The organism is Oleiphilus sp. HI0132, from assembly GCF_001635845.1.
The window spans coordinates 1-13,789 of the sequence record NZ_LWGJ01000291.1; the positions used below are offsets into that span (position 1 = coordinate 1).

At 44.6% G+C, this 13,789-nt stretch carries 12 protein-coding genes and 1 other RNA gene; 12 read left to right on the forward strand and 1 reads right to left on the reverse strand.

The genetic code is table 11. The features are described from left to right. Positions 1 to 186 precede the first annotated feature (186 nt). Both A3766_RS03515 and A3766_RS03520 read left to right on the forward strand, forming a co-directional pair. Positions 187 to 774 carry a heme-binding beta-barrel domain-containing protein gene (locus A3766_RS03515; protein ID WP_068514756.1) on the forward strand — a complete coding sequence of 196 codons (588 nt, stop codon included), beginning with the start codon at positions 187 to 189 and terminating at the stop codon, positions 772 to 774. Between the two features lie 120 nt (positions 775 to 894). Beyond that, complete coding sequence (locus A3766_RS03520; RefSeq protein ID WP_068514757.1) at positions 895 to 2,937, forward strand: NADPH-dependent 2,4-dienoyl-CoA reductase; 2,043 nt, start codon at positions 895 to 897, stop codon at positions 2,935 to 2,937. Between the two features lie 22 nt (positions 2,938 to 2,959). Here A3766_RS03520 and A3766_RS03525 read toward each other — a convergent pair whose 3' ends face one another. After that, a complete protein-coding gene (locus A3766_RS03525; protein WP_068514760.1) occupies positions 2,960 to 4,813 on the reverse strand; it encodes a bifunctional diguanylate cyclase/phosphodiesterase in 1,854 nt (617 codons plus the stop codon). A gap of 382 nt (positions 4,814 to 5,195) precedes the next feature. Here A3766_RS03525 and ffs point away from each other — a divergent pair. The 10 genes from ffs to A3766_RS03575 all read left to right on the forward strand — a co-directional run bounded on the left by ffs (position 5,196) and on the right by A3766_RS03575 (position 13,775). Beyond that, positions 5,196 to 5,292: signal recognition particle sRNA small type (gene ffs / locus A3766_RS03530), an RNA gene on the forward strand. A 213-nt stretch (positions 5,293 to 5,505) separates the two neighbouring features. Next, positions 5,506 to 7,401: a DNA polymerase III subunit gamma/tau gene (dnaX, locus tag A3766_RS03535; RefSeq protein ID WP_068514763.1), complete on the forward strand. Its 1,896-nt coding sequence runs from the start codon at positions 5,506 to 5,508 to the stop codon at positions 7,399 to 7,401. A gap of 64 nt (positions 7,402 to 7,465) precedes the next feature. Continuing rightward, positions 7,466 to 7,792: a YbaB/EbfC family nucleoid-associated protein gene (locus tag A3766_RS03540; protein WP_068507357.1), complete on the forward strand. Its 327-nt coding sequence runs from the start codon at positions 7,466 to 7,468 to the stop codon at positions 7,790 to 7,792. Between the two features lie 38 nt (positions 7,793 to 7,830). After that, the gene (recR, locus tag A3766_RS03545) at positions 7,831 to 8,439 is read left to right on the forward strand and encodes a recombination mediator RecR (protein ID WP_068514766.1); all 609 of its coding nucleotides are present in this window, start codon (positions 7,831 to 7,833) and stop codon (positions 8,437 to 8,439) included. A 4-nt stretch (positions 8,440 to 8,443) separates the two neighbouring features. Next, complete coding sequence (gene rnd / locus A3766_RS03550) at positions 8,444 to 9,556, forward strand: ribonuclease D (RefSeq protein ID WP_068514769.1); 1,113 nt, start codon at positions 8,444 to 8,446, stop codon at positions 9,554 to 9,556. Between the two features lie 8 nt (positions 9,557 to 9,564). Then, complete coding sequence (locus A3766_RS03555) at positions 9,565 to 9,876, forward strand: YcgL domain-containing protein (RefSeq protein ID WP_068514773.1); 312 nt, start codon at positions 9,565 to 9,567, stop codon at positions 9,874 to 9,876. 24 nt (positions 9,877 to 9,900) lie between these two features. Next, positions 9,901 to 10,338 carry a YcgN family cysteine cluster protein gene (locus A3766_RS03560; RefSeq protein ID WP_082865207.1) on the forward strand — a complete coding sequence of 146 codons (438 nt, stop codon included), beginning with the start codon at positions 9,901 to 9,903 and terminating at the stop codon, positions 10,336 to 10,338. A gap of 105 nt (positions 10,339 to 10,443) precedes the next feature. Beyond that, on the forward strand, positions 10,444 to 10,791 hold the full coding sequence (locus tag A3766_RS03565) for a hypothetical protein (protein WP_068514779.1): 348 nt from the start codon (positions 10,444 to 10,446) through the stop codon (positions 10,789 to 10,791). Next, a complete protein-coding gene (locus tag A3766_RS03570; protein WP_068514784.1) occupies positions 10,788 to 11,042 on the forward strand; it encodes a DUF1653 domain-containing protein in 255 nt (84 codons plus the stop codon). Before A3766_RS03565 ends, A3766_RS03570 begins: the two co-directional genes overlap by 4 nt. A gap of 174 nt (positions 11,043 to 11,216) precedes the next feature. Beyond that, positions 11,217 to 13,775: a vWA domain-containing protein gene (locus A3766_RS03575; protein WP_068514789.1), complete on the forward strand. Its 2,559-nt coding sequence runs from the start codon at positions 11,217 to 11,219 to the stop codon at positions 13,773 to 13,775. The last annotated feature ends 14 nt before the right edge of the window (positions 13,776 to 13,789 follow it).

The window sequence follows — 13,789 nt, forward strand, 5'->3', positions numbered from 1 at the left end:
ATTATTAGTCTTACTGATATTTAAGCATAAAGCGCTCAGAACCCTGAGAAGTAGAGATGGCTTAGATCTAAATCAATTTCAGAGTCTTTATTTAGCTTGGCAGCACTAAAATTTCTCTAAAGCGCTTTAAAAACGACAATGAAAAAAGCATTATCCTATTAATAGAAAAATAGATTCGAGGTAGCTATGTCAGAATTCAAAGCAATTGATAACAAAGTTTTAGATGCCAAGCTTGTAGGGCCCTTAGCGCTGTTGCTGGGAAAGTGGCAAGGTGAAACAGGGATGGACATTGCACCGGAGCCCGACGGTGTTGAAGAAAACGCCTTCTATGAAACCTTGGAATTCAAACTCGTGGGTGATGTGAGTAATGCTGAAGAGCAAGACTTGGGCATTGTTCAGTACGAACAAATAGTTCGTCGCAAGCGCGATGACAAGCTAATTCATCATCAGCTAGGCTACTGGACTTGGGATGCTGAGAGCCAAACCATTTGTAATGGCTTTACGATTCCTCGTCGTGTCTCTCTGCTCGCTGGCGGTACAGTTGAATACATCAATAATAAGATGATTATTTTTGTTGAAGCAGAAAATGGCAGCGATACCTGGGGCATTACTGAAGCGGCGTTTATGAGGGAAAAAGCAAATACCAAGTCCTTCAGTCAAACATTGGAAGTGGAGGGGGATCGCTTGCATTATCAGCAAACAACTGTGGTTGATATCTATGGTGAGAGTGGCTTCGAACATACCGATGAAAATACCCTAACCAAGATATCTTAATCTGATCACTTTCTACCGTATCAAGTATTACTCCATGCCCGCGAAACTCCTTAAGAAGGGAGTTTCAAATTGGCCTAAAACGCTTTAGACTTGCACAAAATTTTTCTGCCGAGGCTCCTTATGAATCCCCATTATCCTAACTTGCTAGCCCCTCTCGATCTTGGTTTTACGACTCTAAAGAACCGCGTCATTATGGGTTCTATGCACACGGGCTTGGAAGACCGTTTTTATCATATCGATAAGCTGGCGGCTTTCTTTGCTGAAAGAGCTCGGGGTGGGGTGGGCCTGATGATTACGGGCGGTTTCTCTCCAAACCGCCGTGGTGAGCTTTTGCCTTTGGGCTCTAGAATGGATAATAAACTAACGGCTTTATTGCATCGTCGCGTTACCTCTGCAGTACATAACGAAGGCGGCAAGATATGTATGCAGCTTTTGCACGCTGGTCGTTATGGCTATACGCCTTACAGTGTTTCAGCAACAAATAAAAAATCCCCGATCACGCCTTTTAAACCGAGTAAGCTAAGCTCGAAGCAAATTGAGTCAACCATCAATGACTATGCTAATGCGGCCAAGATGGCACAGTTTGCTAATTATGATGGTATTGAGATCATGGCATCAGAAGGTTATTTGATTAACCAATTCTTGGCTGAACGAGTCAATACACGAACTGATAAATGGGGCGGCTCTGCAGAAAACCGCATGCGCTTTGCTATCGAAACAGTACGTCGTGTACGTGAGGCGGTTGGCGAGAAATTTATTATCGTTTACCGAATGTCGTTGATGGACTTAGTTGACGGCGGTCAGAGTTGGGATGAAATTGAGGTCTTGGCTAAAGAGATTGAAGCAGCTGGTGCTACCATTATTAACACTGGTATTGGTTGGCACGAAGCGCGTATCCCGACAATTGTTACCTCTGTGCCGCGTGCTGCATTTAGTTTTGCGACAGAAAAGCTTCGTAAGACAGTTTCAATTCCTGTGTGTGCTAGTAACAGAATTAATACGCCTGAGATTGCAGAAGATATTATCGAAAAGGGTGAGGCAGATTTAGTCTCTATGGCACGCCCTTTACTGGCTGACCCTTTCTTCGTATCGAAAGCCGAGGCGGGCAAAGGCGATGAAATCAATACTTGTATTGCATGTAATCAGGCATGTTTGGATCACACTTTTCAGATGAAAAGGGCGTCGTGCTTGGTGAATCCTCGAGCTTGTCATGAAACTGAGTTGAAATATTTGCCGACTCAGGACAAGAAGCGAGTTGCGGTTATCGGTGCGGGGCCAGCAGGCATGTCTGCTTCAACGGTATTGGCTGAGCGGGGTCATCAGGTGAGTTTGTTTGATGCAAGCGACAAGATTGGCGGGCAGTTTAACATTGCCAAGCAAGTGCCGGGCAAAGATGACTTTAATGAGACCATGCGCTACTTCGGTAAGATGATTGAAAAGTATGGCGTTGACCTTCGTTTGAATACTTGGGTTGAAGCCGAAGACCTCATCAAAGAGGGGTTTGATGAGGTGATTGTCGCCACGGGTATTTCTCCTCGAACGCCTCCAATTCCTGGTGTTGAACATCAAAAGGTTATGAGTTATCTGGATGTTTTGCGTGATAAAAAGCCTGTTGGTGAGAAAGTAGCCATAATTGGTGCAGGCGGTATTGGTTTTGATGTTGGTGAGTTCCTAGTTCATAAGCACGGAGAAACGCCAGAGGCCGAAAAGCAGCAGTGGTATAAAGAGTGGGGGGTTGATACGCAGCTGAACAATCGTGCAGGCCTAATTGATCCTCAGGTCTCTGCCCCAGAGCGTGAGGTGTTCCTGCTACAAAGAAAAGAGAGTGCTCTAGGTAAGAATCTAGGCAAGACTTCTGGTTGGGTTCATCGAGCTGTGCTTAAGCAAAAGCATGTCACCATGATTCCTGGTTGTCAGTATGATCAGATTGATGACGAAGGCTTGCACATCACAGTGAACGGTAAGTCCCGCACTTTAGAGGTAGATAACGTGATTTTGTGTGCAGGACAGGACTCAAATCGTAAGTTGGCAGATGCTTTGTTGGAAGCGGGTGCTGAGGGTAAAGGGATGAAGGTTCATGTTATCGGTGGTGCAGACCTCGCAGCTGAGCTGGATGCAAAACGAGCCATTGACCAAGGTTCCCGTTTGGCCGCTGAAATTTAATCTCTATAGAGGCTTTTATAAACTAGGCTGCCTTAACCCAATTGATGAAGTCTGACTGATTCATCGGTTTTGCAAAAAGGTAGCCTTGAACTCCTTTTACATCCTTCTTACGCAGTACTTCAAGCTGTGTTGGTTGTTCAATTCCTTCGGCAATAACTTCAAAGTGGAAGTGTTTCGATAGTGCGATAACGGTATCTATCACTCCGTGTGTCGACGGTTCATCAGACAAGGTGCTGATAAAGCTTTTATCAATTTTGATTTCGTTCACAGGCAGGCTGTTTAGATAGGACAGTGAAGAGTAGCCCGTGCCAAAGTCGTCAATAGATATCTTGAAGCCTTTTTGCCTCAACTCATCAAGGATAGAAACGGTTTGTTCCAGGTCCTCTATTAACATCCCTTCCGTTATTTCCAACATAAAATATCCCGGGGAAAGCTCGTAGTGCTCCAGTGTGCGAATCAAGTTCATTGGTAGTGTGTTGGACTTAAGCTGGGAAGGGCAGATATTTACCGATATGCGAAAGTTATCTTTGAGTAAGTCTAAGCGCTTCAACTGACAAAGTGTTTCGCAAGCTTCGGTTAGCATTGCTTCCTGAATTTTATCCATAGCGCCCATGCGTTCGGCAACGGGGATAAAATCATTCGGGTAGATTAGGCCTCTTTCAGGGTGATGCCAGCGAATTAAAGCTTCTGCGGCAATTAGTTTTCCATTCAAATCTACTTGAGGTTGATAATGGGCGTGGAAGGCAAAGTGCTCCAGCGCATCATTGATTTCCCCTTCAACACGTAGGCGGTGATCAATGGACTCCTGAAGCACATCATTATGGAAGCATATTTTTTTGTGGGGAGTCTTTTTCGCTTCATACATAGCGGCATCGGCGTGCTTAAGCAGTTCTATTGCATCGCAATCGAATTCGTTGATGACTGCTATGCCGATGCTCGCGTCGATACGGTAACGTCGGTCTGATAATTCAAAGTGTTTTTCAAGGTCTTTAAGGCTTCGTTGGGCAACTTGAAGAGCTTCTTGCTCTACTTGCTTGCGAGAGCTACTGAGGTCTTCAAGCAAAATAACAAACTCATCGCCACCAATCCTAGCGATGGTATCGACTTCTCTTATAGAGTTTTGAAGCCGCCGGGCCACGGATACCAGAAGTTTGTCACCCACATAATGGCCTATGGAGTCATTGATTCGCTTGAAACCATTGAGGTCGATAAATATCAGGGCGCCAAAGAGGTGTTCTCGTTTAATCCTATCGATAACTTTCTGGGTTCTGTCCATCAAAAGTCGACGATTGGGGAGATTGGTTAGAGCATCGTAAAATGCAAGTTGTTCTATCTGGGTTTGAGCTTTTTGTTGCTGGGTTCGGAGGTTATGCTTCTCTAATGCAATGCTGGTTAGGTGAGTGAAGTGTTCCAGGATTTCTAAATGTGATTCATTTGGTCTTTGAATTTCAGGAAAATAGACAATGAATACTCCCTGGACCTCCTTTTGGGCCGAAAATATGGGAGTTGCCCAGCAGGCTTTAAGGTTTAGTGTTAGCGATAAATGAGCAAAATTTTGGCAATAAAACGTATTTTGCAGGTCTTCAATAATGATGGTTTCACCCGTCTGCGCTGCTATAGCACAGGGCATGCTATCGTGAGCGATCGGTATGCGGTCAACTTTTGAATGGAATAGCTCGGGTAGGCTGGGGGCTGCCAGTTGACGGAGCTCTTCATTCTCGATAATGAAAATAGCGGTCTTGATATGTTCGTCGACAAGGGCTTCGATATGAATAGCAATATCTTGGAGGCAGAGTTTTAAGTCTGCTTCCAGCGCAATTCTGCTTATTAGCGCAGTTTGGTGGGTCAGTAATGCTTGAAGCTGTTCATACCGCATGAAATACCTCTACAGCTAGCGGGTGAGAGATCTTAAATGTCCAACTTGCCAAGCATAATCGGGTTTGCACATTTCACCTGATTATAATTAAGTATTGAATCGATTAATTATTAGCCAGTTTTTTGCCTTATGCAAAGAAATAAAGGCCGTTATAGTTAAGTATTCTAAGTGGTAAATTATCAGCTTAATCCAGTTATTAGTGATTTGAGGCCAGTGTAGAAACAGCTGTTTTTACACTGGCCTCAAATATTGCATGTAAAAAACACCAATATTCGTTTGATACTCTCTTTTCATGCTTACTAAGCTTTGTTAGAATGCGCGCACTTTCCAGCAGTACTGCATTTCAATATGCCCATTTTGCTTGGAATGTTATGGTGACTTTCATTGGTTCCCACGCAATAATAAGCTGTTAACCTGGTCAGGCCCGGAAGGGAGCAGCCATAGCGGTGGATTTATGTGCCGAGGTGTAGCTGGTGGAAGTCATCACCTTAATTTTTCTTCCCTAGTTCTTCTTTCTGAATAGCTACTTCCTGTTGATCTAAGTCTTTAATAATCTCTATATTTGATTCCTTTGAGTCCGAGTGCTTGTGAATAGAAGCTATTTGGATGTGAAAACAAAGTCGTTTTAAGCCTCTTGTCAGTGTACTATAGCGTCTTAAGATTTTAATCGTTTACTTTGCTAAGATGATTTCATGAGTTATCAGGTACTTGCGCGTAAGTGGCGCCCCCAAAATTTCAAACAGATGGTTGGTCAAGAGCACGTTCTTAAGGCCTTGATTCATGCGCTTGAAAGTCAAAGGCTGCATCATGCTTATTTGTTCACCGGTACCCGGGGTGTCGGTAAAACGACAATTGGCCGTATTCTGGCGAAATGTCTAAGTTGTCATCAAGGTATTACTGCTGAACCCTGCGGTCAGTGCGGTGCTTGTACCAGTATTACTGAAGGCCGCTATGTTGATCTGATTGAAATCGATGCGGCCTCTCGAACCAAAGTAGAGGATATGCGTGAGCTTCTGGAAAATGTTCAGTATGCTCCCTCTGAAGGCCGCTTCAAGATATATCTGATTGATGAAGTTCATATGCTCTCGCAATCAAGTTTCAATGCTTTGTTGAAAACGCTCGAAGAACCTCCAGAGCATGTTAAGTTCTTGTTTGCGACAACCGACCCGCAAAAGCTTCCTGTAACGATTCTCTCGCGTTGCCTCCAGTTCAATCTGAAGAATATGTCGCCAGAACGCATTGTTGGGCACCTGCAGAATATCCTTGGTCAAGAGCAGGTTAGTTTTGAGGATATGGCTTTATGGGCGCTTGCCAGAGCTGCTGATGGCAGTATGCGTGATGCGCTTAGTCTGACTGATCAGGCTATAGCTTATGGAAACCATGCACTTACCGAGACTGGCGTTAGTGCAATGCTGGGGACGGTTGACCAGAAAAAGATCTATCGTATTCTGGATTGTTTGATTTCAAGAAATGCGGCAGCGATGCTTGACGAAATTAAAGCGCTCGCCGAATTTTCCCCAAATTATGCTTCAGTGTTAGCGACGATTGCAGAAGTGCTTCATCGTGTGGCTATCGAGCAGGCTGTTCCTGGCGCTTGTGATAACTCTATGGGTGATCAGGAGCACGTCGTTTCCTATGCTCGTAAGTTATGTGCCGAAGATGTTCAGCTTTTCTATCAAGTGGCCTTGGTTAGTCGTCAGGACTTGGCGATTACGCCTGACCCTAAATCTGGCCTTGAAATGGCCTTGCTCAGAATGCTTGCTTTCCAGTTAAGCCCTAGTGATCAGCTAGGAATTGATATTGTCACAGCGCCTGTAGGCAATGAAGTGCCGGTTGCTGAAGAGCAAACTGTGCAAAGTGCTCCGCTAGAGAATAATTTGTCTGAGGACGAAAGCAAAAAAAAAACACTTCTGAATAGTGAAGGTTTAAATGTTGAGGGTGTAGCACAAGTTGAACGGGCACCTGTTGAGACCTCTGAGTCGACTGCCAGCCGCTTACAAGAGCCTGTTGAAACGCAGAGCTTTGCAGAAACTGAGCAGCCTGTTACCAGCGTTGTTGAAAGTCCAGTTCAAGAACCTGTCTCGGAACCAGTGCCTGAACCTGATAAACAATCTACTTTGCGGAATGAGGAAAAATCTCCTATTGCAGAGAGTTCGTCTCAGGATCATGTAGAGAAAAGTGAGCTTGCCGCAGATGTCCTTTCAAGCGGATGGAATAAGCAGGTGACACAATTGGGTCTTAGCGGAATGACGCTTAATTTAATGCTTAACTCAGTGCTAGAAGAGAACCCGGACGGCTTGAATCTTTATTTTGAGGCTGGACACTTTCGTTTGCTAAATCCAAGTCATGAAGGGCGGATTCGTGAATCATTGAGTAAAGAAGTGGCACAAGGGCGAAATATTACTTTCTTCGAGGGCTTAAAGCCCGAACACGAGTCGCCGATGATGTGGCGTGAACGCGTGAAAGCGGAAATGGGGGAGCAAGCAAAACTGAGTGTTGAAAATGACCCCTATGTCCAACAGATGATTAGAGAGTTTGATGGTGTGTTGATTGAAAATAGCATTAAAGCTTTAGGGCAGATTATTTAATAAAATATGATCGCGTGCAGTTGCCTTCTGAAGACGCTCTGCACAATAGTAAGTGGAGAAAAATATGATTGGTGGAAACTTGGGCGATATTATGAAGCAAGCCCAAAAAATGCAAGAAGAGCTTCAAAAGCAGCAAGAAGAAGCTGCGAATGCAGAAGTGATGGGTGAATCCGGTGCTGGCTTGGTGAAGGTTGTGATGAATGGTCGTCATGATGTTATTAAGGTTGAGCTAGATGACACTGTGTTGAGTGAAGATAAAGAGTTTTTGGAAGATTTACTTGCTGCAGCAGTAAATGATGCGGTAAGAAGGATCGAAGAAAAGAACAAAAATGCAATGTCAGGCTTAGCGGAAGGTATGGGCTTCCCTCCTGGCTTCAAAATGCCGTTCTAACGATCGACTTTTAATGCAATTGTGGATGAAATAAGAGTATGACTTTCGGTCCTGTTATTGATGAGCTGATTGAGTCACTAAGAGTTTTGCCTGGAGTAGGGCAGAAGTCTGCCCAGCGAATGGCTCTGTCGCTGTTGGATGAAAAACCCAATGGTGCCCAGCGTTTGGCTAATTCCTTGTCGCATGCTTTGGAAGCAGTAGGCGAGTGTGTGGGGTGTCGAACCTTAAGTGAAAGTGAGTATTGTCATATCTGTCAGGACGCTCAGCGGGAACACAACACTTTATGTGTTGTCGAATCTCCCTCTGATTTGATCGCGATTGAACAGACACATCAGTTTAAGGGTGTGTACTTCGTATTGAAAGGTAGCTTGTCACCACTTGATGGTAAAGGTCCTGCAGAGATCGGCATTCCAGCTTTAATGGATCGAGTCAGCTCATTGTCAGCCAAGGAAATAATATTGGCTACAAACCCAACCGTTGAAGGTGAAGCAACGGCTCATTACATTGCTGAAGTGTTTAGTGAGTCTGATGTACTCATTACGCGCTTAGCGCATGGTATTCCTCTAGGTGGGAATCTTGGTTATGTTGATGGTGGGACGCTTAGTCATGCCTTTTCCGGGCGCAAGCCTGTTATTGAAGAAGGTTGATTAAATGAGTGTCCAGATTATTAATGATGCAGCAGCGCTTACTGAGGCTATAAAGCTTTGTTTAAATGAAACTGTCGTTGCAATCGATACCGAATTTATGCGAACCAACACCTATTTCGCAGCACCGGGTCTCATACAGATTGCAGCAGGCGAGCACGTCTACCTGATTGACCCTTTGGAAGTAGATGATCTCAGTTTGTTAGCGCCTTTGCTAGAAAGTGAGTCAGTGGTCAAGGTCTTGCATTCGATGAGTGAAGATATTGAGCTTTTGTTTCATTCGACGGGTGCGCGCATCAAAGCCGCGTTTGATACCCAGTTGGCGGCAGCATTTTTGGGTTTAGGGCCGTCGCTTGGTTACCAAAAGCTTGTGCAAGAGGTGCTTGGGCATGAGCTAGACAAGTCTGAAACGCGCTCCGACTGGCTGCGTCGCCCTTTGTCTGATAGCCAGTTAGCTTATGCTGCGAAAGATGTTGAGTATTTGCTGACGCTTTATTCTGAGCTGCAGGCACAGCTTTCAGCCAAGTCTTTTATGGCAGCGGTATTAGAAGAAAGTGCTTCATTGGTTCAGCAGTTTTTTCAGTCTTGGGATGCACCAGAGAATGCTTATTTGAAGCTGCGTGGTGGCTGTGAGCTTAAAAAGGTGGATCAGTCTTTACTAAAAACGCTGGTTATGTGGCGTGATGACTTGGCACAATCAAAAAATATTCCTAAACCTTGGGTGTTTTCAGATACAAGTTTGATTCAAATTGCTGAAACACATCCAGAAGTTTTGTCTGACCTGAAGCGTATTAAAGATATTCAGCATAAATCTATTCGCCGCTATGGCGAGGAATTGTTGGAAATAATTGCGGAGTTTAGTGATTCAGAAATTGACTTACGCCCGATTGACCGACCGGTTAGAGGCCGGGAGCTGGATTATTACCAGAAGCTAAAAGCGATAGTCGCGCAGGTCGCCAAAGATTCGGGGATTGCTGTTCAGTTACTGGGCTCAAGAAAAATGTTAGAACGTGTTGTCATAAATGTTCGTCGGCATGGCGATAAAAGTTTGCCTAACGAGTATTTGGGATGGCGCAAGCCTTGGTTAGCAGAAAAAATGTCAAAGGCGCTAGGAATTTAGGAGAAATGATGACGCAATATACCTCGAGTACGAAACGATTTTGCTCGGTTTATAAGAGTAAAAAGAAGCAGGAAATGTACTTATACCTCGACCGAGCGGATGAACTGACTTCTTTGCCTGATGCACTGATGCAAATATTTGGGCAAGCTGAGCATGTGATGGATATGATACTCACGCCAGAAAAGAAATTGGCCCGTGCGGATGCTAAGAAAATTTTGGACGATATTGCTGAGAAAGGCTTTTATTTGCAGATGCCGCCAGCAAAAGACCCGGAAATGTTGGATTTATATAAGCCACCTAAAGATAGTTTGCACGGCTAAATTAATGACGGTGAGACGAGTCAATTGGCGGTAGATAAGTTTTTTTGGAAAGAAAAAGCCTTAGACCAGCTTTCGAAAGAAGAGTGGGAAGCTCTGTGTGATGGCTGTGGTAAGTGCTGTATGCATAAGCTCCAGGATGAAGACAGCGATGACTTGCTGTTTACCTGTATCAGCTGTGAATATCTGGATACGGATGCTTGTCAGTGTACTGTCTATTCCAAGCGAAACAATTATGTGCCTGACTGTCTTAACCTAAGTGTGACTGATTTACCTGAGGTCTCGGTATGGCTCCCTGAAACTTGTTCTTATCGTTTGCTATTTGAAGGGAAGCCGCTACCCCAGTGGCACCCCTTGATCGCGGGTAGCAAAATTATGATGCATGAAAATCACATTTCGGTGCGCTCAAAAGCAATCAGCGAAAGCCTGGTTTCAGAAGACGATTGGGAAGACTACATAATTTAGTTTGTTATGGCTGTCAGGCAGATGAACTACACTAAAAATTGCGAATTAATAATGAGATGGGCTCGCTCGATCTTGTTTAGTTGATATAGGCTTAAGGATAGATAGTTGGAAAGTTTTTCATACCTTGCTGCGTGGGCAGTGTACCTGATTTCCGCGCTCGTGATGATTGCCGTATTTTGGCGAATGACCAGAAATCTCAAGCTACGTCGAACCCGGCGATCTTTAAGGGTTCTGGTTGCCGTCCTCTTGTTAACGCCTATCAATATTGCGACAGATGCAAGTATTTGGCTGGCACCCGCCTACCTTGTTGGTGCTTATGACTGGGTTTTGGGTCACACAGATAAAGCGCTTCAAGCAGGGGTTTATATTGCCGCCGCTTATGCATTAATGATCGTTGTGGTGATGTTGGAATCGGTTATGAGAAGACTCTTGGGTATGGAGAAGGCTGGATGAGTGGTATCGAAACAGGCTTGTATCAGCATTATAAGGGGGCTGAATACGAGGTACTTGGCCTGGTCACGCATAGCGAGACAGAGGAAAAGTTGGTTGTCTATAGAGCTTTATATGGCGAGTTTGGATTGTGGGTGCGTCCTTTAGATATGTTTAAAGAGTCAGTGTCCATCAACGGTCTAGAGCAAGATCGCTTTAAGCTCATCAATGCCTATAACGTCGAGCTAGGAAAACATTTACCTTCATCACTCTAAACTTAGTGAAACACACTAATCTTCTATAAAAACAACAGGTAAGCGTTAATTTAAGAGAAAATACTTTTAATATCGCATTGTTGTTGTTGTAAAACCTGCTATAAATTATCTATGTTCGACTAATTTTGTCCATAATGCCTCATTTGTTTGGGCCGGGATCATGCAGGGGAATCTATGAACTCCAAACTATCATTTGCGCGCCAGGTGATAACGCAAAAGCTGAGAGGGCTTAGCCTTATTAAGCGTATGTTAACACTGGCGGTCTTCGTCAATGTATTAATTTCAGCTAATGCTTTCGCACAAGATGCCGCTGCTAATGAAGCGGGGGCCGATATACGTATGCTGATCGATATCTCCGGGAGCATGAAGAAGAATGATCCGGCCAACTTGCGAATCCCGGCGGTTAACCTATTAACTGAGCTGATTCCCGATGGCGATGAAGCGGGTGTTTGGACTTTTGGTCAATGGGTTAATAATTTGGTCAAGTTAAAAGCTGTTGATGAGCAATGGCGTCTTGACGCTAAAGAAAAAGCAAAGAAAATCAATTCTGTAGCGCTATATACAAATATTGGGGCAGTGCTTGAGAAGGCTTCTGATGATTTTTATAAAGAAGGTAAGGACTTCTCGAATACTCATTTCATTCTACTGACTGATGGCATGGTCGATATTGATAAAGACCCCGAGAAAAATGCCTCAGAACGTGAGCGTATTCTAACTTCAGTGATGGCTACCTTTAAAGAGAAGGGCGCCAAGATTCATTCAATCTCTTTGTCAAAAAATGCTGATAAATCCTTAATGGATAAGTTAGCTATTCAAACGGGTGGACAATCGGCGGTTGCCGAGACCCCTGAAGACCTGACTCGAATTTTTCTCCAAGCTCTTGAACAGGCCGTTCCTAGTGAGCAGGTACCTATCGAGGGAAATGAGTTTGTTATCGATTCTAGCATCGAAGAATTTACTGCTTTGATCTTTAGAGGGGATGGCAGCATTCCGACCGAAATTCTATCTCCTGATGAAAAAGTATATAGCTATGAAAACCAGGGTGAGGATATCAAATGGTATCAGGATAAAGGTTATGACTTGATTACTGTCAGTCGTCCTTTAGAAGGCACGTGGAAGATTAACTCCGAAGTTCAACCAGGAAGCCAGGTGACAGTGGTTAGTAACTTGCAGCTTAATGTTAGCAAACTACCGGTCAATTTCTTCGCTGGTGATCCCTTGAATGTTGACGTTAGCTTTAGTGAAGAAGGGAAGACAGTTACTAATCCTGATTTTTTGCAGTTATTAGATGTGCAGCTGCAGCTTAAAACAGAAAGCAATAAAACGGCTAAGAAGTCTATGTCGGATGAGGTTCCTGAAGACGGCGTTTTTAGAGAAGCTATTCGTAAGTTAAGTAAGGTCGGTCAGTATGAAGTGACGGTCTTGGTTGATGGGAAAACCTTTAAGCGTAAGAAACGCCAGATTATTAATTTGAGAGCGCCTTTTGATTTTGAATTTTCGGTTAAAGGGGAAGGAGATGAAGCTCATTATGCGCTAGTGGTCACGCCGATGAGTGAGACGATATCTCTGACTGATACCAATATATTTGCGAAGGTAAATGCTCCTGATGGGAGTAGTTTAATCAATGCCTTGGAATTAGATGCCGAGGCGGGGCGCTGGGTATTACCGATTAAGCCAGATAAAGGCGATGGCTTGTATAAAGTGGCTGTTAAGGTAAAGGCCGAGACGATTGAAGGAAAGAAATTCAAGTTCAAGCCTAAGCCTTTTGAGGCTGAGTTCCCGATACCGGCGGGTGCTTCAAATAATATCGTGTCAGTGAACGAGCAAGAAGATGCCCCAGAAGAGTTGCCTGCAGAGGCAATTGCGGAAGAAAAGGTAGAAGAGCCGAAAGCTGAAGAACCTAAAGAGGAAGCGAAAGAAGAGCTGCCTCAGCCAGCCGAAGAGCCCGTTAAGGAAGAGGTGGAAGAGCCTGTTGAAGAGCCCGAAGCGGAAGAAGAGCTGGTAGAAGAGTCAGAAGACGATATGATGATTTGGTTTATTATCGGCCGCGGTGTTCTAGGGGGCTTGCTCTTGGGTGGCTTAGCCTTCTATTTGCTTAAAAAGCGTCAGGCGAAAGAGGAAGAAGAGGAAGTTGAAGAAACAGAAATCCTGAGCGATCAGGATGTTGAAGAAATTGCAGAAGATGTAGAAACTGAAGCGAGTGCTGAGGTGGAAGAAGAACCCGAAGCAGAACCGGATGATGGCTTAGACTTTGTTGAAGAGCCACCCGAAGAAGTTCCAGTTGCCTCTCAGGAGCCAGAGGATGAGCCGCTTGTTGAGTTGGAAGAGGATGATGAGCCGCTAGTTGAGTTGGAAGAGGATGACGAGCCGCTTGTTGAGCTTGAAGAGGATGACGAACCTTTAGTAGAGCCTGAGCCTGAGCCTGAAGAGGTCGTGGACCTATCTACCGATGACTTAAGTGATGTCGCTCAGGAGCTTGAGCTTGATGAGCCGGAAGAGGCCGATGCGCTGGACATTTCCGGGGATGACGAGGACCTGGCTGCCGATATTGCTCAAGCGATTGAGGATGCTGCGGATGAGCCTGAAGAGGACTTGGAAAAGGAAATTGAAGATGCATTGGATCTAAGCGACCCGCTGGATGACGACGATGACGAAGAGTTCAACTTGGAAGACTTCGATATCGGTGACACAGATGACCTGCCCTCAGATGAAGAAAAGGATAAGGGCGCTTAATCTAAGCGTCTGCT

Excerpts from the sequence above, each read along its gene's own strand:
- A3766_RS03575 (WP_068514789.1), top strand. The coding sequence starts at position 11,217 with ATGAACTCCAAACTATCATTTGCGCGCCAGGTGATAACGCAAAAGCTG.
- A3766_RS03525 (WP_068514760.1), bottom strand. The coding sequence starts at position 4,813 with ATGCGGTATGAACAGCTTCAAGCATTACTGACCCACCAAACTGCGCTA.
- A3766_RS03515 (WP_068514756.1), top strand. The coding sequence starts at position 187 with ATGTCAGAATTCAAAGCAATTGATAACAAAGTTTTAGATGCCAAGCTT.
- A3766_RS03555 (WP_068514773.1), top strand. The coding sequence starts at position 9,565 with ATGACGCAATATACCTCGAGTACGAAACGATTTTGCTCGGTTTATAAG.
- dnaX (WP_068514763.1), top strand. The coding sequence starts at position 5,506 with ATGAGTTATCAGGTACTTGCGCGTAAGTGGCGCCCCCAAAATTTCAAA.
- A3766_RS03540 (WP_068507357.1), top strand. The coding sequence starts at position 7,466 with ATGATTGGTGGAAACTTGGGCGATATTATGAAGCAAGCCCAAAAAATG.
- recR (WP_068514766.1), top strand. The coding sequence starts at position 7,831 with ATGACTTTCGGTCCTGTTATTGATGAGCTGATTGAGTCACTAAGAGTT.
- rnd (WP_068514769.1), top strand. The coding sequence starts at position 8,444 with ATGAGTGTCCAGATTATTAATGATGCAGCAGCGCTTACTGAGGCTATA.
- A3766_RS03570 (WP_068514784.1), top strand. The coding sequence starts at position 10,788 with ATGAGTGGTATCGAAACAGGCTTGTATCAGCATTATAAGGGGGCTGAA.
- A3766_RS03520 (WP_068514757.1), top strand. The coding sequence starts at position 895 with ATGAATCCCCATTATCCTAACTTGCTAGCCCCTCTCGATCTTGGTTTT.